20 protein-coding genes are annotated in these 23,676 nt (G+C 52.7%); 17 read left to right on the top strand and 3 right to left on the bottom strand.

The window, feature by feature from the left end; translation table 11 throughout:
* Positions 1-33: 33 nt before the first annotated feature.
* From BM412_RS02405 to BM412_RS02435, 7 genes are all read left to right on the top strand, one after another.
* The gene (locus BM412_RS02405) at positions 34-915 is read left to right on the top strand and encodes a carbohydrate ABC transporter permease (protein ID WP_091213471.1); all 882 of its coding nucleotides are present in this window, start codon (positions 34-36) and stop codon (positions 913-915) included.
* Positions 915-1,814 carry a carbohydrate ABC transporter permease gene (locus BM412_RS02410; protein WP_091213472.1) on the top strand — a complete coding sequence of 300 codons (900 nt, stop codon included), beginning with the start codon at positions 915-917 and terminating at the stop codon, positions 1,812-1,814. Before BM412_RS02405 ends, BM412_RS02410 begins: the two co-directional genes overlap by 1 nt.
* A gap of 69 nt (positions 1,815-1,883) precedes the next feature.
* Positions 1,884-3,698 (top strand): sensor histidine kinase, encoded by a 1,815-nt coding sequence (locus BM412_RS02415; protein WP_091213475.1) that lies wholly within the window; start codon positions 1,884-1,886, stop codon positions 3,696-3,698.
* Positions 3,695-5,365 carry a response regulator transcription factor gene (locus BM412_RS02420; protein ID WP_091213477.1) on the top strand — a complete coding sequence of 557 codons (1,671 nt, stop codon included), beginning with the start codon at positions 3,695-3,697 and terminating at the stop codon, positions 5,363-5,365. The genes BM412_RS02415 and BM412_RS02420 overlap by 4 nt, the downstream gene beginning before the upstream one ends.
* A gap of 21 nt (positions 5,366-5,386) precedes the next feature.
* Positions 5,387-7,000, top strand: coding sequence for a glycoside hydrolase family 3 protein (locus tag BM412_RS02425; protein ID WP_091213480.1), 1,614 nt, complete (start codon positions 5,387-5,389; stop codon positions 6,998-7,000).
* Positions 7,001-7,229: 229 nt separating this feature from the next.
* Positions 7,230-8,522 carry a phytoene desaturase family protein gene (locus BM412_RS02430; RefSeq protein ID WP_091213482.1) on the top strand — a complete coding sequence of 431 codons (1,293 nt, stop codon included), beginning with the start codon at positions 7,230-7,232 and terminating at the stop codon, positions 8,520-8,522.
* 18 nt (positions 8,523-8,540) lie between these two features.
* Complete coding sequence (locus BM412_RS02435) at positions 8,541-9,512, top strand: RNA polymerase sigma-70 factor (RefSeq protein WP_091213485.1); 972 nt, start codon at positions 8,541-8,543, stop codon at positions 9,510-9,512.
* A gap of 20 nt (positions 9,513-9,532) precedes the next feature.
* Here the strand turns inward: BM412_RS02435 and BM412_RS02440 are convergent, their stop codons facing one another.
* The 3 genes from BM412_RS02440 to BM412_RS02450 form a co-directional block, all read right to left on the bottom strand.
* Entirely contained in the window at positions 9,533-10,396 is an 864-nt protein-coding gene (locus BM412_RS02440) for an ABC transporter permease (protein ID WP_177245619.1), read from the bottom strand.
* An 8-nt stretch (positions 10,397-10,404) separates the two neighbouring features.
* A complete protein-coding gene (locus BM412_RS02445; protein ID WP_256256086.1) occupies positions 10,405-11,181 on the bottom strand; it encodes an ABC transporter ATP-binding protein in 777 nt (258 codons plus the stop codon).
* Positions 11,182-11,252: 71 nt separating this feature from the next.
* Positions 11,253-12,245 (bottom strand): ABC transporter substrate-binding protein, encoded by a 993-nt coding sequence (locus BM412_RS02450; protein ID WP_091220112.1) that lies wholly within the window; start codon positions 12,243-12,245, stop codon positions 11,253-11,255.
* Between the two features lie 216 nt (positions 12,246-12,461).
* Here BM412_RS02450 and BM412_RS02455 point away from each other — a divergent pair, with 216 nt between their 5' ends.
* The 10 genes from BM412_RS02455 (at position 12,462) to BM412_RS02500 (ending at position 23,660) form a co-directional block, all read left to right on the top strand.
* Positions 12,462-14,084, top strand: a complete 1,623-nt coding sequence (locus BM412_RS02455) for a stalk domain-containing protein (RefSeq protein ID WP_091213494.1) — start codon at positions 12,462-12,464, stop codon at positions 14,082-14,084.
* A 30-nt stretch (positions 14,085-14,114) separates the two neighbouring features.
* On the top strand, positions 14,115-14,660 hold the full coding sequence (locus tag BM412_RS02460; RefSeq protein WP_091213496.1) for a histidine phosphatase family protein: 546 nt from the start codon (positions 14,115-14,117) through the stop codon (positions 14,658-14,660).
* A gap of 144 nt (positions 14,661-14,804) precedes the next feature.
* On the top strand, positions 14,805-15,605 hold the full coding sequence (locus BM412_RS02465) for an aminoglycoside phosphotransferase family protein (protein ID WP_091213499.1): 801 nt from the start codon (positions 14,805-14,807) through the stop codon (positions 15,603-15,605).
* Positions 15,572-16,030 carry a hypothetical protein gene (locus BM412_RS02470; protein ID WP_143111550.1) on the top strand — a complete coding sequence of 153 codons (459 nt, stop codon included), beginning with the start codon at positions 15,572-15,574 and terminating at the stop codon, positions 16,028-16,030. Before BM412_RS02465 ends, BM412_RS02470 begins: the two co-directional genes overlap by 34 nt.
* Before the next feature lie 41 nt (positions 16,031-16,071).
* Complete coding sequence (locus BM412_RS02475) at positions 16,072-16,410, top strand: hypothetical protein (protein ID WP_143111551.1); 339 nt, start codon at positions 16,072-16,074, stop codon at positions 16,408-16,410.
* A gap of 214 nt (positions 16,411-16,624) precedes the next feature.
* Positions 16,625-18,193: a hypothetical protein gene (locus BM412_RS02480; protein ID WP_091213506.1), complete on the top strand. Its 1,569-nt coding sequence runs from the start codon at positions 16,625-16,627 to the stop codon at positions 18,191-18,193.
* 167 nt (positions 18,194-18,360) lie between these two features.
* Positions 18,361-20,226 (top strand): 3D-(3,5/4)-trihydroxycyclohexane-1,2-dione acylhydrolase (decyclizing), encoded by a 1,866-nt coding sequence (gene iolD, locus BM412_RS02485; protein ID WP_091213508.1) that lies wholly within the window; start codon positions 18,361-18,363, stop codon positions 20,224-20,226.
* Positions 20,227-20,244: 18 nt separating this feature from the next.
* Positions 20,245-21,153: a myo-inosose-2 dehydratase gene (gene iolE, locus BM412_RS02490; RefSeq protein WP_091213510.1), complete on the top strand. Its 909-nt coding sequence runs from the start codon at positions 20,245-20,247 to the stop codon at positions 21,151-21,153.
* 8 nt (positions 21,154-21,161) lie between these two features.
* On the top strand, positions 21,162-22,172 hold the full coding sequence (gene iolC, locus BM412_RS02495; RefSeq protein ID WP_091213517.1) for a 5-dehydro-2-deoxygluconokinase: 1,011 nt from the start codon (positions 21,162-21,164) through the stop codon (positions 22,170-22,172).
* 42 nt (positions 22,173-22,214) lie between these two features.
* Positions 22,215-23,660, top strand: a complete 1,446-nt coding sequence (locus BM412_RS02500; protein ID WP_091213519.1) for a CoA-acylating methylmalonate-semialdehyde dehydrogenase — start codon at positions 22,215-22,217, stop codon at positions 23,658-23,660.
* Positions 23,661-23,676: the final 16 nt, after the last annotated feature.

Below are 23,676 nucleotides of genomic sequence, written 5' to 3' on the forward strand. Positions count from 1 at the left end.
TTTTATACGCCTAACCTGCTAGGAGGATTCCCGATGTATCAAGCGCTGAGAAACCCATGGATATATATGGCTTTTATCGTTCCAACACTTCTGCTCTACGGTCTGTTCTTTTTATATCCGGTCGTTGTGTCTTTCATTTATGGCTTTTATCAATGGGATGGCATTTCCGAGAAAGTATTTATCGGCATCGATAACTTTACAAGATTGATTCACGACGAAGTATTCTTGAAATCGCTCGGCAACAACTTCTATTTCATGGCTTTTTCCCTTATCGTCAATATTCCGCTCGTGTTTCTGATTGCCATTATGGTCAGTAAAGCAAGACGCATGCGCGGCTTCTATAAATCAGCAGTTTTCGTACCCGTTGTGATCTCCACGGCAACCGTCGCTATTCTGTTCGGCGTATTGTACAACTATGAATCCGGTATGATCAACCAGGTCTTGCGCGCGATCGGCGGCGAAAGCTGGGCGAAAGAATGGCTCTCCGACCCTCATCTGGCCATGCTCTCGATTCTAATTGCAAACGCTTGGCAGAACATCGGGTTCTTCATCGTCCTTTGTCTGGCTGCCATTCTGAACATCCCGAAGGAAATCGGCGAAGCGGCGAAGATCGACGGTGTCAACGCTTGGAGCGAAACGTGGAAAATCACGCTGCCGCTCGTACGTCCGATTCTGTTCGTCATGCTGCTGCTAACGGTGTCCGGTACGTTAAAGGTGCTTGATATCGTGCAAATTATGACCAATGGCGGACCCTTCCAGTCTACTGAGGTTATGTCTACTTATGCGCTCAAAGTCGGCTTCCGTTCCTTGGAGCTTGGTTATGGCAGCGCAATCGGCGTAGCGATGTTCATTCTGATTCTGGCGATGACGGCCATCTTGCAGCGTGTATCGAAATCCGAGGAGGTGCAGTACTAATGGAACGTGTCCTTACAAAAGGCAACCTTACACCATCGAAAGATACGGCCAATCCGAAGCTGCACCGTTCCGTCAAAGTACGCAACAGCCAGTGGCCGCTTCATTTGTCGCTTTGGGTGTATGTCATCGTGATCCTTTTTCCGCTGTTGTGGCTGCTCTTGTCATCGTTCAAAACAAATCGGGAAATCACGGTCAACACATGGGCATTCCCGTCCAAGTTTAATTTCGACAACTACAAGGCTGCTTGGCAAAGCGCGCACATTGGGGAGTATGCGTTTAACAGTCTCTATGTAACCGTCGCTGCCTGTTTGCTCACGATTCTGCTTTCGGCCGCAACAGCTTTCGCTTTGTCCCGGATGAAATATAAAGTGTTAAGCAAGCGGATCTACGGCCTAATTCTGATGGGATTGCTGGTGCCTCCCGGCGCGCTGTTCATCCCGCTGTACCGCTTGGTGAATGATCTTCATCTCTACGATACGCATCAGGCGCTCATTTTGGTATACTGCACATATGCATTGCCAATTACGATCTTTATTCTGCATGCGTTCATGCAATCCGTTCCGTCCGAGCTTGAAGAAGCCGGCATTATGGACGGGCTTAGCGCGGCGGGATTGTTCGTCAGAGTGATCATACCGGTATCGATGCCGGCACTGGTTACCGTCTTCATTCTTGCGTTCATTGGCAACTGGAACGAATATATACTCTCACAGCTACTCGTCACGACCGAATCGCTGCGCACGCTGCCAACGGGTATGGCTACCTTCAATGACGGCTATCGGACGAATTTTGCATCGCTCTCTGCGGCGGTCATTATCAGCATCATTCCGGTGCTGCTCGTGTACATGTTCCTGCAGCGTCAAATTATTGACGGGATGACGGCGGGCAGCGTAAAGGGCTAGACTTCGCACGAAATCCGGCGCGATTTCGCTCGCTTGTAGCATTAGCTGAAATGATAAAGGAGCCGTCCTATGAATTTGCGACCGAAGCTGCTGCTGGCATTTATAGGTTTGATCGTTGCTCCGCTTATTTTTCTAGGCATCGTATCCTTTCTTAATTCGGAGCAGCTGCTGGAGAAGAAGTATAGCGAGCAAACCGAAATTACGCTCAAAGCGGTGGGCGGCAATATCCGCTATTTCTTCCGAGAGCTCGATCAGCTCAGCGATACGAGCGTCACGAACGCAACCGTTCAAGATGCGCTGCGCAGCTCCCGCAATTCAGTTAATGATGCAAGCAGGCTAATCGCAATCAGCCAATATGAGAAGTCGCTCGGGAAGCTGTTATGGCAAAATCCGGCGCTCAGCATGGTGATGCTTTACGGGGAGGACGGGACGATGTTCCGTTCTTATCGTAATGATCCGACCACGTTTAAGAACATTACGTACGATATGCTGAAGAATCATTCGATCTATCCGCAGATCAAGCAGTACGGAGGTCGGCCGATGTGGATCGGTCCCTATGAGCAGCCCGGCTTAACCGGTACCGGCGCGGCTTTATTTACGCAGCTGCGCATTGTGCGCGATATGGAATCGTTCAACGAATCCGGCATTATGGTGACGCAGGTAAAGACCGACGACGTGGACAATATGCTGCGTGATTTTACGCTGTCAGGCGAACAGGAAACGCAGACGCGTTATTTGATCATCAACAACGGCGGTCTGGTCATGCTGGATAGCAAGCACCAATTAGAGGGAAAATACGCTCAAAATCAAACGCAGCTTCAATTGCAGCACACGCAGCGCTATGTAAGCTCCCGCACCATGTTCAATCATGAGGATTCTCTCGTATCGGCGTATAACCTCGACCGCAGCGGGTGGATCCTTATTTCCGTGAAATCATGGGAGTCGTTAACGAGCGAGAATATTCGTTTCGTGCAGTGGATTGGCGGGATTACGCTGCTATGTTTGATTTTCGCGATACTCTTTAATATCTTCTTCGTCAGCCGGGTAGCCAAAGCCATTATCCGGGTTGTCCGCAAGATGCGCCTCGTGGAGCAAGGCATGATGGACACCCGCGTTCCGGCAAAAGGCAAGGATGAAACCGTACTCCTCGCGCGCAGCTTTAACAGCATGGTAGAGACAATCGGACGTCTGCTGAACGAGGTGCGCACCGAGCAGGAACGGAAGCAGCGCGCCGAGATGATGCTGATGCAAGCGCAGATCAAGCCGCATTTTCTGTTCAATACGCTGGAGTCGATCAATGCGCTGGCAGCCCAGAACGAAGGCGGCAAAATCATGCAGATGGTGCGCAGACTGAGCATTCTCCTGCGAACGAGCATGCATCACTCGGAGATTATTACGGTGCAGCAGGAGATTGAACATGTACGCAGCTACCTGGAAATTCAGAAATACCGCTTCGAGGATGTATTCAGCTATGAGCTGTTGATCTCGGATGAGACGCTCGATTACACGATTCTGAAGCTGACTCTTCAGCCGCTTGTCGAGAACAGTATTCAGCACGGGTTCGAAGGACTTGGACATGTCGGCATGATTTCCGTTTCGGTTCATCTGGAAGAAGGCTTGGTCATCTTGACCGTTACCGATAATGGAATCGGCATGAACGAAGAAGCCTTGAAACGCATTAACGGATTGAGCCGCGAGCAAGAGCGGGATCTCGACCTCAACGTGGCTGAGCAAGGGGAAAGACGCGGACTTGGACTGCGCAGCGTCGCAGACCGGCTGCGGATTCATTATGGATCGCCTTATGGCTTGCTCCTGTGCAGCCAGGAGGGTTACGGCACCATTATCCGAATTAAGATTCCACGGAACCGAGGTGAACGGGTATGAACGGAAAAGTGCTGCTTGTCGATGACGAACAACATATTACTCGCAACCTAGAGAAAGTCATCCCTTGGAGTATGCTTGGACTTGAAGTTACAGGCACCGCGAAGAACGGTGTAGAAGCATTGGAGCTTCTGCGGGCGGAGCCGGCGGATTTGATTCTATGCGACATCCGGATGCCGGTCATGGATGGACTTGAGCTGGTCCGTCAAATTCGGGAGCGGGGAATGGCTTGCGACGTTATTATGCTGTCGGGTTACCAGGACTTCTCGTATACGAGGTCCGCGATTCAGTATGGGGTGAAGGATTATATCCTTAAACCGATTCCTTATGACGAGCTGACAGGGGTCATTGCAAGGGTCATGTCGGAGCAGCGCAATAAACGGCAGCAGATCAAGGAAGAGCAGCGCAAGCTGGATCGGATGATCGATTTGGCGAACGAGAAGATCTTGTATGACGTGCTGATGGATTATACGGATATCACGCCGGACAATTGGCTGATGGCCGGACAGGAGCAGCTGCTCGGGGAGCCCCAATATACGCTGCTGGTGCTGGATATCGATGCCGGTTCTGCCGATGCGCGGGACTGGCGCGAATGGCCGGACAAAGAGCGGAAGATCTGGAACTTCGCCGTGTGTAACGTGCTGCGCGAGACGCTGCAGCTGGACGGACTGCATCATGCGGTCATCCAAATGCGCGACGGTGAATGGTGCGTCTTGATTCGCGGTCAGAAGGCCGCGGAAAGCGGAGACGGTTCGCCGGAGGCGCGCGAGCTGCAGGTGAATCAATGGGCGGATATGCTGCTGGCCTCCGTTCGCAAGAATGCCAAATTGCAGCTGCATGCGGGCATATATGATAAAATGACAGCGATGAACAAGCTGTCCTCCGCCTACAAAACCGTGCAGCGCGGCATGCAGCTGTCTACGGAATCGGTGCCAATCGCGGTATACGGCAGCGAGTTTGCAGGGGGATTTGATCCCGGGCGGACGCTGTGGGATATCGCGGAGCGGCTGATTGGAGCTATGAAGCGCGGCGATGCGGCCGGCGTGGATACCGAACAGAGGCGACTGGCGGAGCAGTTGCATAAGGCAGGCGGCAGCGCGGAAGGCCGGCTGAAGCCGATGCTGCATTTTCTGGCGCTGCATCTGATGCGGGAGCTGAAGGAAGCGGATTTGCTGCAGCGCGAGCAGGAAGAAGCGATGTGGCGCAAGATGGATTTGCATTTTGGCGTGAAGGATTTGTTTGCCGCGATTCGGCAAGCTTCCAGCGAAGGCGTCGCGCGTTCGACGGACAAACGCAAGCATTCCGAGCGGCAGTTGAACGATGCAAAGCAGTTCATGGACCGTCATCTGTTCCGCGATCTCAGCGTGGAGGAGGCAGCTACGTATGTCGGACTGTCGACCTCGCATTTCAGCCTGTTATTTAAGCAAACGTATGGCGAAACGTTCATCGAATATATTACGCGCCAGCGGATGGAAAAAGCCAAAGCGCTGCTGCTTGAAACGATGAAGAGCGTCGCGCTGATTGCCAAGGAAGTCGGGTATGCGGAGCGGCGGTATTTTACAAAAGTATTTATGAAGTATGCGGGGCAGAATCCGACGGACTACCGAATGGCAGTTCAGGGGGGCGGATCGCTGTTAACAGTCCACGAGGAATCAGAGGATGAGCATTAACGGGAGAGGTGCGTTCGAGTCATGGGAGAGCAAGTACAAGCAGGTTGGAGACAATTTAGTTTGCGGGAGAAAATCGGGCAGCTCTTCGTGTTTGGGTTCCACGGACATGAGCCGTCTGCGGAGATTGAAGCGCTAATTGAAGACTACGGTGTCGGCGGCATCATCTATTTCACGCGCAATATCGTGGATGCGAAACAGGTGCATGCGCTGTCCGCAGGTTTAATGGCTTCGGCTAAGCGGTCGGGGAGATCGCCGATGTTTATTGCGGTGGATCAGGAAGGCGGCATGGTGTCGCGCCTTGTGAAAGGCGTTACGCTGATGCCGGGGAATATGGCCCTTGGCGCGGCAGGTTCTGCCGGAGGCGTGTTCGAATCGGCTGCAATGTGCGGCGAGCAGCTTCGCGCGCTTGGCATTAATTTGAACTATGCGCCTTGCATCGACGTGAACAATAACCCGGACAATCCGGTAATTAACGTTCGCTCGTACAGCGACCGGCCGGAGGTTGTCGGGGAGCTAGGTTTGGCGGCCGTGCGCGGCTATCAGCGCTCGCGCGTGTCGGCGACTGTGAAGCATTTTCCGGGACATGGCGATACAAGCGTCGATTCGCACCGGGATTTGCCTGTACTGACGCATGATCGCGAGCGGCTGGATGCGATTGAGCTGGTGCCGTTCAAGATGGCTGCCGGCGAAACGGATATGATTATGACGGCACATGTGTGTTTGCCTGCGCTTGACCCGTCGGGCGTTCCTTCGACCTTGTCGGAGACTGTATTATCGGGGTTGCTGCGCGGCGAGCTGGGGTATGAAGGCGTGATCGTGACGGACTGCTTGGAGATGAATGCCATCGACAAGTTCTATGGCCCGGCGCGCGGCGCGGTTATGGCGCTGCAGGCAGGCGCGGATATGGTGCTGATTTGCCACACGGCTTCGAAGCAGCGTGCGGCAATCGAAGCGGTTGTTGCCGCCGTCGAGAGCGGCGAGCTGACCGAAGCGCGCATCGATGCTTCGCTGGCGCGCATCATGCGCTTGAAGGAGAAGCGCGCCGTTGGCGAGGCGCTTGCGCCATGGGCGGAGGTCGAGCCGACGCTCGATACGCCGGACCAACAGGCGGCTGCCCGCCACTGGAGCGAGGCTTCGGCGACGCTCGTGAAGAACGAGCGCGGCTTGCTGCCGCTCCGGCGCGAAGCGAAGACGCTCGTGCTCTGGCCCGAGATCGTGACCGTGTCGGAAGCGGATGAGTTGCTCACCGACGACGGTACGCTCGGGGGCCGACTCGCGGCGCGCATGCCGCATGTGACGGAGCGGCGCGTAGGCGATGCCGATGCGCTGCATGATCTTGCGGCGTTCGAGCAGATCGTGTTCGTGAGCTACGACGCGGCGAAGCACGCGAATGAGCGCGAACTCGCGGCGCGGCTGCTCGCGGAAGCGGGAGATCGCACGGTTGCGGTATCTGTCCGCAACCCGCTCGATCTGCTCGTGTACCCGGACGTATCGGCGTTCCTCGCCGTATACGAATGCCGTCCCCTCGCGCTGGAATCGGCCGCGGGTGCGCTGCTCGGCGAGTTCACGCCAACAGGCCGACTGCCGCTGACGCTGTCAGCGCAGTACCCGTTCGGCTGGCGCTGGGGCGAGTAGAGATTTGAGATGTTATAGAGTTGCACGGGCCATGGGCTTGTGCAGCTTTTTTTTGTGCGTTGCTGAGAGGCAACTCTTTGTCGGCAAAGTAGCAAAACGAGAGAAAGAGAGGTAACAGGTACCGTACATGCGCGGGAAAGCGACGAGAAAACTTTTTTCATCACAGCTGTCACAAATCAACCTCCCGGCCCGCCTTAACTTATGAAAGCAAACAGGGAGGGTGACACTAATGAAAAGAAACTATGATACAGCCGTGATTGGCGGGGGCTTGGCCGGGTTAGTTGCAGCGATTAAGGTGGCGCAGAGCGGCCGTTCTGTCGTACTGCTGGAGAGATCGAACCGCCTCGGGGGGCGTGCAATGACGAACCACAACAACGGCGTTTATCTCAATTTAGGCGGTCATGCGCTATATAAGGCAGGCCGTGCGAATAGTGTTTTGCAAGAGCTTGGGATTCGAGTCGAAGGCGGCAAGCCGTCCACCAAAATGAATGTGATCTGGAACAAACAGCTCGTCCCGATGGGAGCTGATCCGATCGGCATGATGAAGACGAAGCTGCTCACCTGGTCGAGCAAGATGCAGCTGATGCGACTGATGGTCAAATTATCGCGATTAAACGCCGATACCATTCCTGCATCGAGCATCCGGGAATGGGCGGAGCGCGAAGTCCAAGATCCGATGGTCAGGCATGTGTTCTATGCGCTGTGCCGGACAGCGACGTATGCTTTTGATCCGGATCGCCAGCTTGCCGGACCGGCACTGGGCCAAATTCAGCGCTCGCTCAAAGGCGTAATCTATCTCAATAAAGGCTGGCAGACGATCGTGGATCAACTGCGCGCGAAGGCGCAGCAGATAGGCGTGCAGATCGAATCCGGCAAGTCGGTAAAAGAAATTACTCATAAGGAAGGCAAGGTTACAGCGCTCGAACTTGGAGATGGCACATCGATTTCCATAACGAATGTGGTCAGTACAGCTTCCCCTTCGGAAACGTATAAGCTTGTACCCGGAGCCGAAGCGACGGTTTTAAACCAATGGAAGACAGAGGCCGTAGCTTCGATGGCTGCCTGCCTGGACATTGGACTGAAGAAGCTGCCGGTCAAAGAACATGAATTTGCGCTTGGCCTCGATCAGCCGATCTTCTTCTCCAATCATTCGGCGCATGCCACAATGAGCGATAACGGAGCGGTTGTGGTCCATTTGATTAAATATAACGGTCCCGGCGAGAGCGATCCGAAGGCGGATGAGCAGCAGCTGCTGGAAACCATGAACTGGCTGCAGCCGGGCTGGGAGAACGAAGTGCTCGCAAAGCAATTTCTGCCTAATATTACGGTAACGCAAGGTTATCCGCGTACCGGGCAGAAGTCCAAGAATATCGGGCCGAACGTTCCCGGAATTCAAGGCTTATATGTCGCAGGAGACTGGGCCGGTCATGGCGAATTGCTTGCTGACGCATCGGTCGCAAGCGCCGTCAGGGCATCGGAAGCTATCGCCAAGCATTCACCGAGCTTGGCTGCTGCGAGGTAACAACGTGGAGGTGGGGACATGAACACGGAATCTAGCCAAGGAGCGTCGTCGACGGAGGAGGAATATCTCGCTTATCGGCCTCTCCTGTTTTCATTAGCTTACCGCATGTTGGGCAGCGTGATGGATGCGGAGGATGTGGTGCAGGAAGCTTTTCTGTACATGAGCACGAAGAAGCCGGAGCATATTAGCAGCATGAAGGCATATTTATGCAAAATCGTCACAAACCGCTGCATCGATCTGCTGCGTTCGACTCGCAAGCAACGGGAGGTCTATGTAGGGTCGTGGCTGCCTGAGCCGCTTGTCCGAGAAGCGTCGCAATCATCCGCGGAACCGGATGACCGGTATCTGCAGAAGGAGTCGATATCTACCGCATACTTGCTCCTGCTGCAGCAGCTATCTTGGGTGGAGCGTGCCGTATTTCTGCTGCGCGAGGTGCTGCAGTACGAGTATGACGAGATCGCGGAGATCGTGGGCAAGAGCAGCACGAATTGCCGCCAAATTTTTCGTAGATCCAAGCTGGCAATCAGTCGTATACCGGAGCAGGATGATGCGTTGAAATCATCCCTTCAAACGCATCCATCCGAAACGCTGCAGTCACAGCAGCCCCCGGTCGTCGAGAGAACTTCCACCATCGTGGAGCAGTTCGTGCAAGCCATCATGTCCGGAAATATGGGGCAATTGCTCAGCGTTGTCCGCGCGGACGCGGTTCTTTACTCGGATGGCGGCGGCAAGGTGAAAGCGGCGATTCGTCCGATTATGGGCGCCGAGCGCATCGCGGCATATTTCTTCGGACTGCTAGCCAAGCTGCCGCAGGATTATACCTACGTCTTGTCCGAGGTGAACGGAGAAGCCGGCATTGTCGGATACGATGGGGATGGACAGCCGAATAACGTGCATTCCTTTGAGATTATAGATGGTCAAATCTCATCGTTTTATATTGTCGTCAACCCAGACAAGCTCAGGCACATAACTCAGGCGCATGACCATTAGCCCGGAAGTGCCCGATTCCTTCACCGTCTTCTCTTACTAATTCTAGACTCAATGGCCGCTACAAGCTGGTACATGAACGTTGCGAAGGCCGCAATGATGAATAAGCTCGCGAGGACGAGCGTAAAGTTAAACACTTGAAAGCCATAAATGATCAAGTAGCCCAGCCCTTCCTTCGCTACCAGGAATTCGCCAACGATAACCCCGACCCAAGCCAAGCCGACATTCACTTTAAGCGTCGACACGATAGCGGGGAAGGAAGCGGGCAAAATAACTTTGCTGTACGATTGCGTTTTTGTCGCTCCGAATACTTTCACTACTTTCACATAATTGGCGTCAACCTCATGGAAGGCGTTATAGATGACGAGCGTGGTGATGATAACGGTAATAGAGAGTATCGTTGCGATAATGGAGAGTATGCCGGAGCCTAACGCCACGATGAACAGAGGTCCGAGCGCTACCTTAGGCAAAGAGTTCAGCACGACAAGATACGGATCAAGAACGCGTGCCAGAAAAGGGCTCCACCAGATGATCGTTGCAATCAGCAGCCCGCATAACGTGCCTAGTGCAAAACCTGCCGCGGTTTCCGCTACCGTAATCCCGATATGAGGGAGCAGCGAGCCATCCATTGCTTTTGTATACAGCAGGTTGAAGATCTTGCTTGGATAACTGAACAGGAAGACATCGATCAACCGCGCTCGCCCCGCATACTCCCAGGAGCCGAGGAAGAGGGCAAGCAGCAATACCTGAGTGATATGAACAATCAGCTTCTCTTTATTTCTGGCTCGTTTGAATGCCTGATAGATGAGCTGCGGATCGGCAGTGCTCCGCGGTTCTTTGCTTTGTCCGTTTTCAGACGGTTCTTTCCCCGACTTGTTGTTCCCCATAGGTGTGTTCATCTCCTTCTCTCCGTCGATTCGAACTCCTTCCGGACGATTCGAAACCATTCCTGAAACCCATCTTGCTCACGCGCGGCAATCGGCGTCATGTCTGCCAGATACGCGGGGATGGTTATTTCGCTCTTGATCCGACCGGGATTAGGCGCAAGCACGATCACCCTGTCGCTCATCGCGATGGCCTCGGCGATATCATGGGTAACGAGCAGCGAGGTTTTGCGGCGGGCTTTAAGCGTGTGGGAGATCAAGTTCTCGAGCTGCAGCTTGGTTTGAAAATCAAGTGACGAGAACGGCTCATCCAGGAACAAAATATCCGGCTCGGTAGCCAGTGTACGTGCAAGCGCTGCCCGCTGCCGCATGCCGCCTGACAGCTCACCGGGATATTTGGCCGCAGACTGGCCAAGTCCCAGCTCTTCGAGCAGATGAAGCGCGAACTCCTTCTTCTCGCGTGTGAGCTTGCCCATGATTTCCAGGCCAATCGTTACATTCTCGCGAATGGACCGCCACGGAAACAGAAAATCCTGCTGCAGCATATAGCCGATCTTCGACGTCGGGCCGGTAACGGGTTGGCCGAGTATCGAAACCTCTCCTTCGGTTGGCGGAATTAAGCCTGCGATGATGGATAACAGCGTTGTTTTGCCGCAGCCGCTTGGACCGACGAGGGATACGAATTCACCGCTCCTGACCGATAATGCAATCTGATCGAGGGCAAGCGTTGCCCCTTTCTCATTGACGTACACATGCGTAACATCCTTGACTTCCACGACAGGAATCACAGCGTTCACTCCTTCCATACGCTTGAAGAGGCCGCACGCAGGCGGCCCATTTCAAGTCCTTCAAGTGCTCGTTACTTCACATTCTCGATCGCTTGTTCCGCAAACGTATTGTTAACCAGCTTGCCGTAATCTGCAGGGCCATCCAGCTCGCCGGCTGATTTCATGACATTCTGCAAGTTCGCCCACTCGGTTTCGTCAATGATCGGATCTGTTGCATAAGAGCCTTGATCTTTGTACCGTTTCACAACGCCGCGGATCAGCTCAATGTCCGTGTCCGGGAAGAATGGCGCAACCGCATCGGCGATTTCATTTACACTATGCTCTTGCACCCACTTTTGCCCTTTGTGGACCGCATTCGTAAACTTCTGTACCGTATCCGGATTGTCATCGATATAGCTTTGTTTGGTCATGAACACGGTATAAGGCAGATGGCCGCTCTCCGTGCCGAAGGACGCAACGACATATCCTTTGCCTTGCTGCTCGATCATAGTTGCCGACGGCTCGAAGAGCTGAACGTAATCGCCTGTGCCCGAAGTGAAGGCAGGAACGATGTTGGCAAACTCGACATTTTGAATGAGCTCGAGGTCTTGCTGCGGATCGATGCCGTGTTTCTTGAGCGTAAATTCGCCGGCCATTTGCGGCATGCCGCCTTTGCGCTGTCCAAGGAATTTGGATCCCTTCAGCATATTCCAATCGAAATTGTCGACTTTGGCGCGGGATATAAGGAAGGTACCGTCGGTTTGCGTTAATTGTGCGAAGTTAATGACCGGATCTTCGGAGCCTTGAAGCGAGACATAAATGGAGGTTTCCGATCCAACCAATGCCACATCAATGTTGTTGCTAAGCAGCGCGGTCATCGTTTTATCTCCGCCCGGCGTCGTGGTCAATTCTACGTCCAGACCTTCGTCTTTGAAAAACCCATTCGTAATCGCGACATACTGCGGCGCATAGAAAATAGAACGCGTTACTTCGCCGATTCGAACCTTGGTCGGTTCCGACTTTTTCCCGCCGCAGCCCGCCAGCAGAAGCGCTAAGCTGATAACGATGAACGAAAGTCTCATCATACTTTTTTTCAAGTAAACCCCTCCATAGACTTTCTGCAATTCATGCCGGGGGCAGCCTGTCGTGCAGAAAAAATAAGTATGTTCACATGGTATGCAGGCGCCCAGAAACGGTGCTAATAATTGGGATTGATTGGATGTTTTATGGAAGGGATTGGACGGTTACTGTCGAATTATGGGATTTAGGCTGTAATCATGTTTAAGGGGATGAATGGATAAATGAGAAGTCAGAATCAGGCCGGAAGAGTATCGGTGGTCGCGATGGTGTTGGCCGCGATAGTCCTTCTGGCAGCGGTAATACAAGCGCCGGTCAGCGCAGCGGCAGCTCCGGCAGCCAAGAAGAATGCAGCAGCGCCTATTATGGTGGTCATTGACGGGAAGCCGCTTACTCCAACAACGGCAGCGCCGCAAATGTACAAGGGCAGTTTATTGCTGCCGATGAAATGGATCTTTGACGGTCTGGGCGTCAAGGCAGTGGTACAGCAGGGAAGAATCGAAATGACGCGCGGATTGAATAGATGGAGTGCGCGCGTGAACGACACGATGCTCCAAACAGCCAACCAGAATATTCGTCTTAGTCAAGCGCCGGTTATCATAAATGGTCGTGTTTACGTCTCGGCAAGGCTGGTTTCGATTGTGAGCGGGAAAAACGTAAACTACGATGCGAAACAGCAGCAAGTAGTCATCGGATATAGCGAGGCCGATTTGAAAGTCTACCAGCGCACGCTGTTTGAAGCTGCAATGAGCAGCGATGCGGTGACGATCAGGAAGATGCTGGAACGAGGCGTCGACCCGAATCTGAAGTTGGTCAAGATGTTCGGGAACAATGTCCCGATTGAATATACGGTGATGAAGGGCAGTACGGAGGGAACGCGAGCGTTGCTGGAGTATGGCGCGGATGTCAAGCTGTCGTCGAGGGATCTGGTTTCGGAGGCGATATTGAACCAAAATGCCGAACTGTTAGACCTTCTACTATCGCAAGGCTATGACGTGAATAAACCGAACCGGGATGGCTGGACCTATCTGGAATCCGCATCAGGCGTAATTGGCCGCTCCAGCAATGAGAGCATGTATGTGAATCAATATCCGAAAGCGGAAATCGTGCAGACGCTGCTCGCACATGGAGCGGATCCGGGACTTGACAGCTCTCTCTATACAGCTGTTCAGTGGTCGAGCTACCCGATTGTTCAGCTGCTGCTCAAGGCAGGTGCCGATCCTTACAAGAAAAATCGGTTTCAAGATACCCCCTACAGCATGGCTGTTTCTCGCGGCACGACCAAATGGTTAACGGTTCAGGATAAACAGCCGCTTATTCCGGAGCTTCATATCAATGATGCACAGGGAGTTCCGGTTGAGAGCGGCACTATCTTTATTCAGTCTGCAGAAGGCAGATACGATCTGGATCGCTGGGTGAATTGGGAAGGGCTCACAGCCTATGCGGAATTACCTGATGGGCTCTATAACATTGTGAGCGTTCGCACTTATCGCACGACAAATGTACTGAACAAGCCGATTCGCGTGCAGAACGGAAGGTTTGAGAACGAGACGCTGCAGCTGCAGAAGCCTAATGTGACCGGAACCGCTCTATTCGAGAACGCAACCGTTAATCGGTCCGGCCAGGTGAACATTTATAATGACCGCAACAGTTACATCTGCGACGTCGTTCTGAACAATGGGAAGTTCGAGCTTTACCTGCCGCCCGGAACGTACAGCTTCGGCCAGTATTTTGAATTTACCGGCAACACCTATTCAGCCAAAGGAACAATAAGCGTTCTCGCGGAAGGTTCGACTACGGCTACCGTCACTGTGTCTGCGAGCAAGTACGTTTATCCGCAGAGCTAGAACATCATCCTATCGAAAATGAGGCTGCCTATGAAAGTATTCGCGGTGAGGCACGGTCAAACCGAATGGAATGTGGAGCGGCGCATCTGCGGGATCTCGGACATTCCTTTGACGATTCGAGGCACGGAACAAGCAAGCGCGCTGGCTGCGAGCCTATCAGATGCGAAGATCGATCTCGTAATTTCATCTCCGCTAATCAGAGCAAGACTAACCGCTGAGATTCTTTCCGATGCGATAGGCAAAGCCTATGTTGTGGAGGACAGGCTCACGGAGCAAAACTACGGCAAATACGAGGGTGTTAAGCGTGATGATGCCGGCTTCCTTGAGGCCAAGAAGCATTTTCCGAGTAAACTATCCGGTGGAGAATCCTTATTACAGGTTGCGCAACGCGTCTATAATCTACTCGACGCTATCGTCGTGAAGTACAAAGGCATGCATGTATTGCTAGTCACTCATGGCGGAATCTGCAGAATGATCCATAGTTATTTCAATGAACAATCGAACGAGGAGTACTTTGGCTTTCACACCGGTAATTGTGAGCTTAGATCATACGAAGTGAAAGCGAGCGAAGTTTAATTGAATAGCATCGAATTGAGCCGCATTATGCGTAGAGAGACACTCTTATGCCGATGCGGCTATTTCTTTGGGAGAATTTTAACTCCACTGCTCTATGAAATGGGATACAATACCAATTACAATGCCTTAGTGAGGTGCCGCAATATGAAAGCTGGCAAACTGATTGGGAGAGGCAATACAGCAGATGTGTATGAATGGGGCGAGCATGAGGTGATTAAGATCTTCCATCATGCCCATGAAGCTCCGAATGAAGCAAAGAATGCAGAGCTTATTTCTCGGCTGGCTATACGGACACCGCGATACGGAGGGCTAATTGAGCATGAAGGCCGCTCCGGCATCGTATATGAGCGAATCCATGCTCCTTCCATGCTGAGCAGAATTGAACCTAATCGTGAGAGCATTACTCATTATGCGAAATGGATGGCGGAGCTTCAATTTCAGCTTCATGAACTGAAGGTTGATTATACGCCAAATCTGAAGCAAGAGATGATCTATCATACGCTGGCAGCCCCAGCGATTAACGATCGCCAGAAGGAACTGATTATGGCAGTGATTCAGCAATTGCCGGATGGACAAGCGCTGTGTCACTATGATTTTCACCCGGGTAACATTCTTATGGCAGCGGATGGGCCGGTCATAATCGACTGGATGAATGTTCTGATCGGCGATAAAGCGGCGGATGTATGCCGAACCTCGATGATGTTGGATTCGCATGCATTACCACCGGATGCGCCTAGCTGGCTGCAGGAAGGTCGTAAGCTTTTTCACGATGTATATTTGGAGGTTTACATAGATTTAAGCGGTGTTAAGAAAGCTGAGCTGGAGGCATGGAAGCTGCCTACGTTAGCCGTACGCATCCATGAAATGAAAGGCAAGGAACAGGAAGAAATCATAGAACGATTGCAAGCAGCATGGAAGAACACATTCAACCAAGAGAGGGGCTGAATATTATATTGCGGCCGCGTTATCTCGTATTTCCCATTCTTGTGCTTATCGGAGGACTGTGTTGGTATTTCAACTCACCTAAATCGGCGGAGGAATCCATCATCAAACTGTCAGGCGATATCCAAACCATCTATTATGACGATTTGAACGATGGCGTCGTCAAGCATAACTCGATCGAGATGCAGACTAAGGATCAGCAAGAGCTGATGGATATATTGGAAAGCGTATCCTATTATCGCAGGTTGGGTTCAACCAATATACGAAATGATGGAAAAGCGCTGCTGATCACCATCGTGACGAAGGATAAGCGCAATGTCCAAATCGATATTAATGAACACGGTTACGTCGTTCGGGATAAGAAGAAATATCAGGCGAATGCATTGCTCTATGATCGCTTATATGATTGGTTAGGAGAAGCAGCATGACGGCAAAGAAGCTCACAGTGTTAGTAGGATTGATGTGCATAATGGGATGTTCATCCCCCAAGCTTGTTCAGCCCGATTCTCCGGAAAATGTGGCCATGCTCGTGAAGAACGCGATCGATCATCAAAATTTGGAGCAATTGAATGTGTACTTTACGGATGCCTTGAAGGGAAGCCTTTCCATGGATGATTTGGGTCAATTAAAGGCCATCTCAGCGACCGGAGCCGAGCTCCGAACCTATAGCTATCTAAGGATGGATGATGAGATTCTATTGCTGGATATCGTGAAAGATCCTGATTCAGACATGTATAAGGTGCAGGATATCATTCAAGTACCGGAAGCGAGCAAGGCGATGTTCGATCAAACGCTGGTGTCGGAATAAATAGGAGTTATATATAGAGTGATACTGGTTGCGCAAAGCAGCAGGGATCACTCTTTTCTTGTGCCCAAACAATAAAAAAGTGTAAATTCTAAAAATAGTTGTTCCAATATTCGAAAATGATGGTAAATTAGGAATATACGTTTCTGGTATCGATACCAGAAATGAAACAGACAACATGATACGATGATGACTTACTACGACCGCGGAGGTAGAAATGAACCATTCTATGTTTAACGGAAGTATCAGCCGTGATGTTCTGGAAGGTTATCTGTCCAGGGCGGTTACGGCCGCAGACTTGGTCAACAGTACTACGGTAGACGATGACCTGAGGATGATTAAGAACATCGGGGCTAAGTTTCTGGGGCGCGCATCCGGCGTATGGCTGCTGGAAGCGGATGACGGCGAGCATTTCCGTAAGTCCGCGACGCTAGCGGAACGGGTGCATGAAGTCGACCCGGACATTATGCTGCAAACTTGCATTTTCGAAGCGGTTTTCGAAGGTGTAGAGAAGATTAAGATTCCGGAATGGGTGTTCACAGCCTTCCACTTACCGGCTGAGGACCGCAATTTCCGTTTCACCGATATGCTGTTTGACGGCAAGCCGCAAGGCTTTGTCTGGGACGATAACGGTGGGATTCCCAATATGAACAAGCTGGAGACCCAGTTCTGGTTCTATTATCGGGCGGTAAACTATATCAATGCCGGTTATGAAGCCATTCATATGGGGCAGATTCACCTCTATACCGCGGAAGACATTGGGCTCAAGAAGACGGTCTCTTTATTCCAAAAGATACGGGACTATGCGAGAGAGCATGCAAGACGCGGCATTGTGCTGCTTGACGCACATACGCACGGCGTGAACATTGACGGCCGGCTGCTCTTCGATATTCATTCCATGCCCTATTCACGGATGCCGCTCCTCGATCGAACGGGCGACAAGCTCGCGCTGGTACAAGAGGGTTTTAGCGAAGGCGGCGTGACACCGAGCGGCTGGAGCTGCGATTCTTTACCGATGCTGATGGAGCTCGATAATTGGGGCGGCAAATTCTTCGATGAGCAGGACAACATGGCATATGAACGCCGAGCATGGATGGAATGGTGGGGGTACGACCAGATTGCCTGGTTTGCATCGCAGGATGAAGAAAGCCGCAATCAATTTCTTGAATACGCATTCAAATGGACGGCCGTAAACAATGCCAACGCTTATCTGCAGATGCCGATTCGAAGAACGTTGGGCAGTTATCACCATCCAATGCCAACCGGCGGCGAGGGAGAAGCGCGTTCAAACTGCTACCAGGCGAATCGAGCAAGCGAAGGGTGTCCGCTTGGATTCGGACAAGAAGATCAGATCAGATCGCTATGGCTATCCGAACAGGATCTTAGGCAGAAAGCAGGCAATCCGCTGCCGAACACCTCCTTTGGGGCAGATGACAGCTATGATCCCGAGACAGGAATCAAACTTCCGGCCCGTGTCATCTTATACGGAAGCTTCCAGCATCATGTTGGCGCCTTCAATAATGACTCCAACAGTGAACTTACGCGGATGTATTACAGCGGCAATGGCATTTATCGACGGAGCTTTGTTATGCCGTTCAAAGGTTCCTACACTTATGCCGTTGCGCCATACGGAACGTTATCTCAGACCTATTCGATTGACGAATATCCGCGGAGCGGGTCGTCGACGAAAGCGACAATGGACATTGAACGAGATAATACGGTCATTGAATTTGTCTTTGATTTCATGAAGCGGAGCCTCACGGTTCAAGTGATCGAGGGATTGTAACCGGCCCGGCATGGCAAGATTCGCCAAAAATAGGTATTGAGATTTGCAATCATTTTTCGTAAAATAAGTTAAGCGCTTAATCTACTGTGGAATAGTAAGAAGAGCGTTATTTTTATGCCACAAGGTATAGCGCTTAACCTTATTTAACTAAGGAGGAGTAAAGCATAATGAACACGGTTCGGCTTACGATGGCGCAAGCGCTTTTGCGATTTCTGGATCAGCAATATATCTCGGTAGACGGCGAGGAAACGAAGTTTGTTAAGGGCGTTATGGGCATCTTCGGTCATGGTAATGTGACCGGAATCGGTGAAGCTTTGGAGCATAGCGCAGGTGAGCTGGTCTACATACAAGGAAAGAACGAACAGGGCATGGTTCATGCCGCAGCCGCGTTCGCGAAGCAAAGCAATCGCAAGCAGATTTATGCCTGTACGTCCTCGATCGGACCGGGTGCTTTGAATATGATTACGGCGGCGGCAACGGCAACTGTAAACCGCATCCCGGTGCTGCTCCTGCCTGGGGACAATTTCGCCAGCAGACAGCCGGATCCCGTGCTGCAGCAACTCGAAGTTGTAAGCGATTACACCATCTCCGCCAATGAACCTTTCAAATCGGTCAGCAAGTACTGGGATCGAATCGTACGGCCGGAGCAATTGATGACGGCTGCCGTGCAGGCGATGCGCGTGTTAACAGATCCGGCAGAGACCGGTGCAGTGACGCTTGCTCTCCCGCAGGATGTGCAGGCGGAAGCCTACGATTATCCGGTTCATTTCTTTGACCGTAAGGTGCATTATTTGGATCGTCGTCCTCCGGTGCCGGATGCGATCAAACGCGCGGTGAAGCTCATGGCAGAGAAGAAGAAGCCCCTGCTTATCGCCGGCGGCGGGGTATTGTACGCCTCCGCTTCGAGTGAGCTTGCGGCATTCGCCGAAGCTTTCCGCATCCCGGTAGCCGAAACACAAGCTGGGAAAAGCGCTATCGCTTGGAACCATCCGCTGAACGTAGGTGCGATCGGGGTCACCGGTGCTTTAGCCGCCAACAAGATCGCACAAGAAGCCGATCTCATCATCGGCGTTGGCACGCGGTATTCCGATTTCACGACGGCGTCTAAGTCCGCCTTCGGCAATCCGGACGTGCAATTCATCAATGTGAATGTCAGCGGATTCGATTCCTCGAAGCTGAACGGGGTGGCCATTACGGCGGATGCCAAAGAAGGCTTAATCGCGCTGCAAGCTGCACTCGAGGATGTACGCTATCAGAGCGAGCATGATCTTCAGGACATCGGAGCGATTAAGCAAGTGTGGGATGACGAGGTCGATCGGCTTTTTGCCATGGAGCATGAGCTTGGTATGGCACAGACGCGAGCACTGGGCATTATCCAGGAGACAATCTCATCCGACTCGGTTGTTGTATGCGCGGCAGGAAGTCTGCCCGGCGATCTTCACCGGCTGTGGCGTCCGACAGAGCCCAAAACCTATCATATGGAATATGGCTTCTCCTGCATGGGGTATGAAATCGCCGGCGCATTCGGGGTCGCACTGGCAGAACCGCGTCGCGAGGTCTATGCGATTGTGGGAGACGGCGGCTACTTGATGCTTCATTCCGAACTGGTGACGAGCCTGCAGGAAGGACGCAAAATCACGGTGCTGCTGTTCGATAACCACGGCTTCCAGTGTATCCACAATTTGCAGAAGAGCCAAGGAAGTGACGGCTTCGGGAATGAGTTCCGTTTCCGCTCGGCGGAGACCGGCAAGCTGACGGGTTCGTTTATGCCCATCGACTTCGCGGCTCATGCGCGCAGTCTCGGTGCGAAAGCCTACAAGGCGAACAGCGAGCAAGAATTGAAGGAAGCGCTGCAGCTCGCGAAGCAAGAAACGGTGACTACACTCATTGAAATTCCTGTTGTGCCGGGCACCAACACGGGCGGCTACGAGTCCTGGTGGAACGTCGCGGTTCCCGAGGTTTCCGAGAGCGATAACGTTATTAAAGCAGGCAAAGAGATGAATGCCAGAATCAGATCCATCCAACTCCTATAAGAGAGGGGCTATCCGCCTATGAAACAGCTGCCATTCCGGTTAGGGATTCATCCGATTAATTGGGTTGGAGAGGATGTTAAAGAGCACGGTGACGATACTTCGTTCGAGAGAATCATGGATGACATCGCAGCGCTTGGTTTGACCGGTACGGAGATGGGACGAAAGTTCCCGAGCGATCCGCAAGTGCTGAAGAGTGAGCTGTCGCGCAGAGGAATCAGTTTGACGTCCCAATGGAAGTCGGTGCTCTTCTCCGATCCGGCATTTCGCGAAGCAGAACTGGAGGCCTATCGCTCGCATGTGGAGTTTCTGAAGGAAATGGGAAGCACCGTTGTTAGCACCTGCGAGGCCGGAGGTTCTTTGCACTTTGATCCGCGGCGTTCTCCAAGTGAGAAAGAGGTGCAGCGTTTAAGCGAGGAACAGTGGAAGTCCTTAGCTGAAGGCTTAAATGCTGCCGGCGCAATTGCCAAGGAATATGGGCTGAAATTGACCTACCATCATCATGGAGGAACGGTTGTAGAGCGGCCGGAAGAGATCGATCGCCTCATGGAGCTGACCGATCCGGAGCTTGTCTACCTGCTCTTCGATACGGGTCATGCCTATTATGGGGGAGCAGATCCGCTGACTGTGCTGCAGAAGCATTACGATCGGATCGCCTATGTTCACCTGAAGGACATCAGGCCTCAGATATTGGAGGAAGCAAGAGCCGAACAGGCGGACTTTATCACTTGCATTCGCAAGGGCGTGTTCACCGTGCCGGGTGATGGCTGCATCGATTTTGAACCCATTCTATCTGAACTGGTCAAACGTAATTATAAGGGATGGGCATTGCTGGAAGGGGAACAAGATCCCGCGCTGCATCCGGCCTATGAATATGCAAGGAATGCGCTGCTTTATATCGATTCTCTGATACCGGAAGAAAGAAGGTAGTCAACGCCATGACCTATGTTTCCTTCAAGGCAGACAGAGCGCATGATTTCACGGCGATCGGGCGGCTCTGCATCGATTTGAACGCGAATGAGATTAATCGTCCGATGGAACAGACCATGACGTTTACCAAATATGTCGGCGGTTCGCCTGCGAACATTGCAATTGGTATGGCAAGGCTAGGACGTCGGACGGCGTTTATCGGAAAAATCGCAAATGATCAAATGGGGCGCTTCATTCTCGATTATTTGCAGCGTACCGGCATTGAAACGGAGAACGTCGTGACCGATCGATCCGGTGCGGTGACGGGGCTCGCTTTTACGGAGATCAAGAGCCCTACGGATTGCAGCATTCTGATGTATCGCGACAACGTGGCAGATCTGCTGCTTGAGGCAGGGGAAGTCAGTGAGGAGCTGATCGCGCAATCGAAGCTGCTCTTAATCTCGGGTACGGCGCTTGCGCAGAGCCCATCGCGGGAAGCGGTGTTCCAAGCGCTGCAGTACGCGAAGAAACACGGAACCGTAATCGCCTTCGATCTGGATTACCGCCCTTATACATGGACTTCCAAGCAGGAAACAGCGGTTTACTATAATCTGGCCGCAGCGTACTGCGATATCATTCTGGGGACGCGCGAGGAGTTCGACATGATGGAGGTGTTCGAGCAAAATCCGGAGCACAGCGACAGCGTGACGGCCTCCAAGTGGTTCGACTATAACGCGAAGATCGTCATTATCAAGCATGGCAAAGAGGGCTCCATCGCCTATACAGCCGACAATAAGAGTCATCGAGCGAAGAGTTTTCCGGCGAAGGTTATCAAAACCTTCGGTGCCGGCGACTCCTATGCTGCCGGTTTCCTGCACGGCATCATGCAGGGCTGGACGCTGGAGCAGTGCATGGAATTCGGCAGCGCGGCAGCCTGCATTGTCATATCGAGCCACAGCTGCTCCGACGCCATGCCAACGGAGAGCCAAGTGCTCCGCTATATCGAAGACTGCAATAACGGCAAAATAACGGCCTCATAGTCGCCGCAGCCGGACTGTTGATTACGAAAGGGGAATTCGAGGATGAGCAAAGTGTTGAACAACTGGATCGGAGGCAATTGGGTCCCATCTGCCTCTGCCGCGCACGAGAACGTGTATAACCCGGCAACGGAGGAAGTGTTGGCGTTGGTTCCGCTTTCGACCAAAGAAGACGTAGACCTGGCCGTTCGAACGGCTAAGGAAGCCTTCGGGGCATGGAGCCGGACGCCGGTACCGCGCCGGGCGCGTATTCTATTCAAATATCAGCAGCTGTTGGTCGACAACTGGGAGGCGCTCGCCCGCTTAGTTACGCTCGAGAACGGCAAAAGCTACAGTGAAGCTTACGGCGAGGTGCAGCGCGGAATCGAATGCGTCGAATTCGCCGCAGGAGCACCAACGCTCATGATGGGCAAGCAATTGCCCGATATCGCATCCAATCTCGAATCCGGTATGTACCGCTATCCTGTTGGGGTGGTTGCCGGCATTACGCCTTTTAACTTCCCGATGATGGTGCCTTGCTGGATGTTCCCGCTCGCCATTGCCTGCGGCAACACGTTTGTCATGAAACCGTCGGAGCGTACGCCTCTTCTGGCGAACCGTCTGGCAGAGCTGTTCAAGGAAGCGGGCTTGCCGGATGGCGTCCTCAATATCGTGCATGGCGCGCATGACGTCGTGAATGGAATTCTGGAGCATCCGGACGTGACGGCCGTGTCGTTCGTCGGCTCCCAGCCGGTAGCCGAATATGTCTACAAAACGGCATCCGCGAACGGGAAGCGGGTTCAAGCGCTTGCCGGAGCGAAGAACCATTCCATCGTTATGCCGGACGCCGACCTGGAGCTGACCGTCAAAGAGATCGTCAATGCGGCATTCGGCTCCGCCGGCGAGCGCTGCATGGCTTGCTCCGTCGTAGTGGCCGTAGGCGACGTTGCCGATACTCTCGTGAACAAGCTGGTAGAAGCAGCGGATCGCATTACGATCGGAAACGGCATGGAAGAGGGGATTTTCCTCGGCCCCGTTATTCGCGGACCGCATAAAGAACGCACGTTGAAGTACATCGAGCTGGGCGAGAAAGAAGGCGCGCTCTTAATTCGGGACGGACGCAAGGATGCGGCATCCGCAGGTGAAGGTTATTTTGTTGGACCGACGCTGTTCGATGACGTGCAGTGCGGCATGAAAATTTGGGAAGATGAGATCTTCGCGCCGGTGCTGTCCATCGTACGCGTCCAAACGCTGGATGAAGCCATCGAGGTGGCCAATCGTTCGGACTTCGCCAACGGCGCATGTTTGTTTACGAAGAGCGGCGCCAATGTCCGTCAGTTCCGTGAAACGATCGATGCCGGCATGCTCGGCGTGAATCTCGGCGTACCGGCACCGATGGCATTCTTCCCGTTCTCCGGTTGGAAGAAGTCGTTCTACGGCGATTTGCACGCGAACGGCAGCGACGGCGTAGAGTTCTATACGCGCAAGAAAATGATCACTACCCGCTGGTAAGAGAGGAGGCATAGCG

The sequence above is a fragment of the Paenibacillus sp. BC26 genome, from assembly GCF_900116125.1.
Taxonomy (GTDB): Bacteria; Bacillota; Bacilli; order Paenibacillales; family Paenibacillaceae; genus Paenibacillus_Z; species Paenibacillus_Z lignilyticus.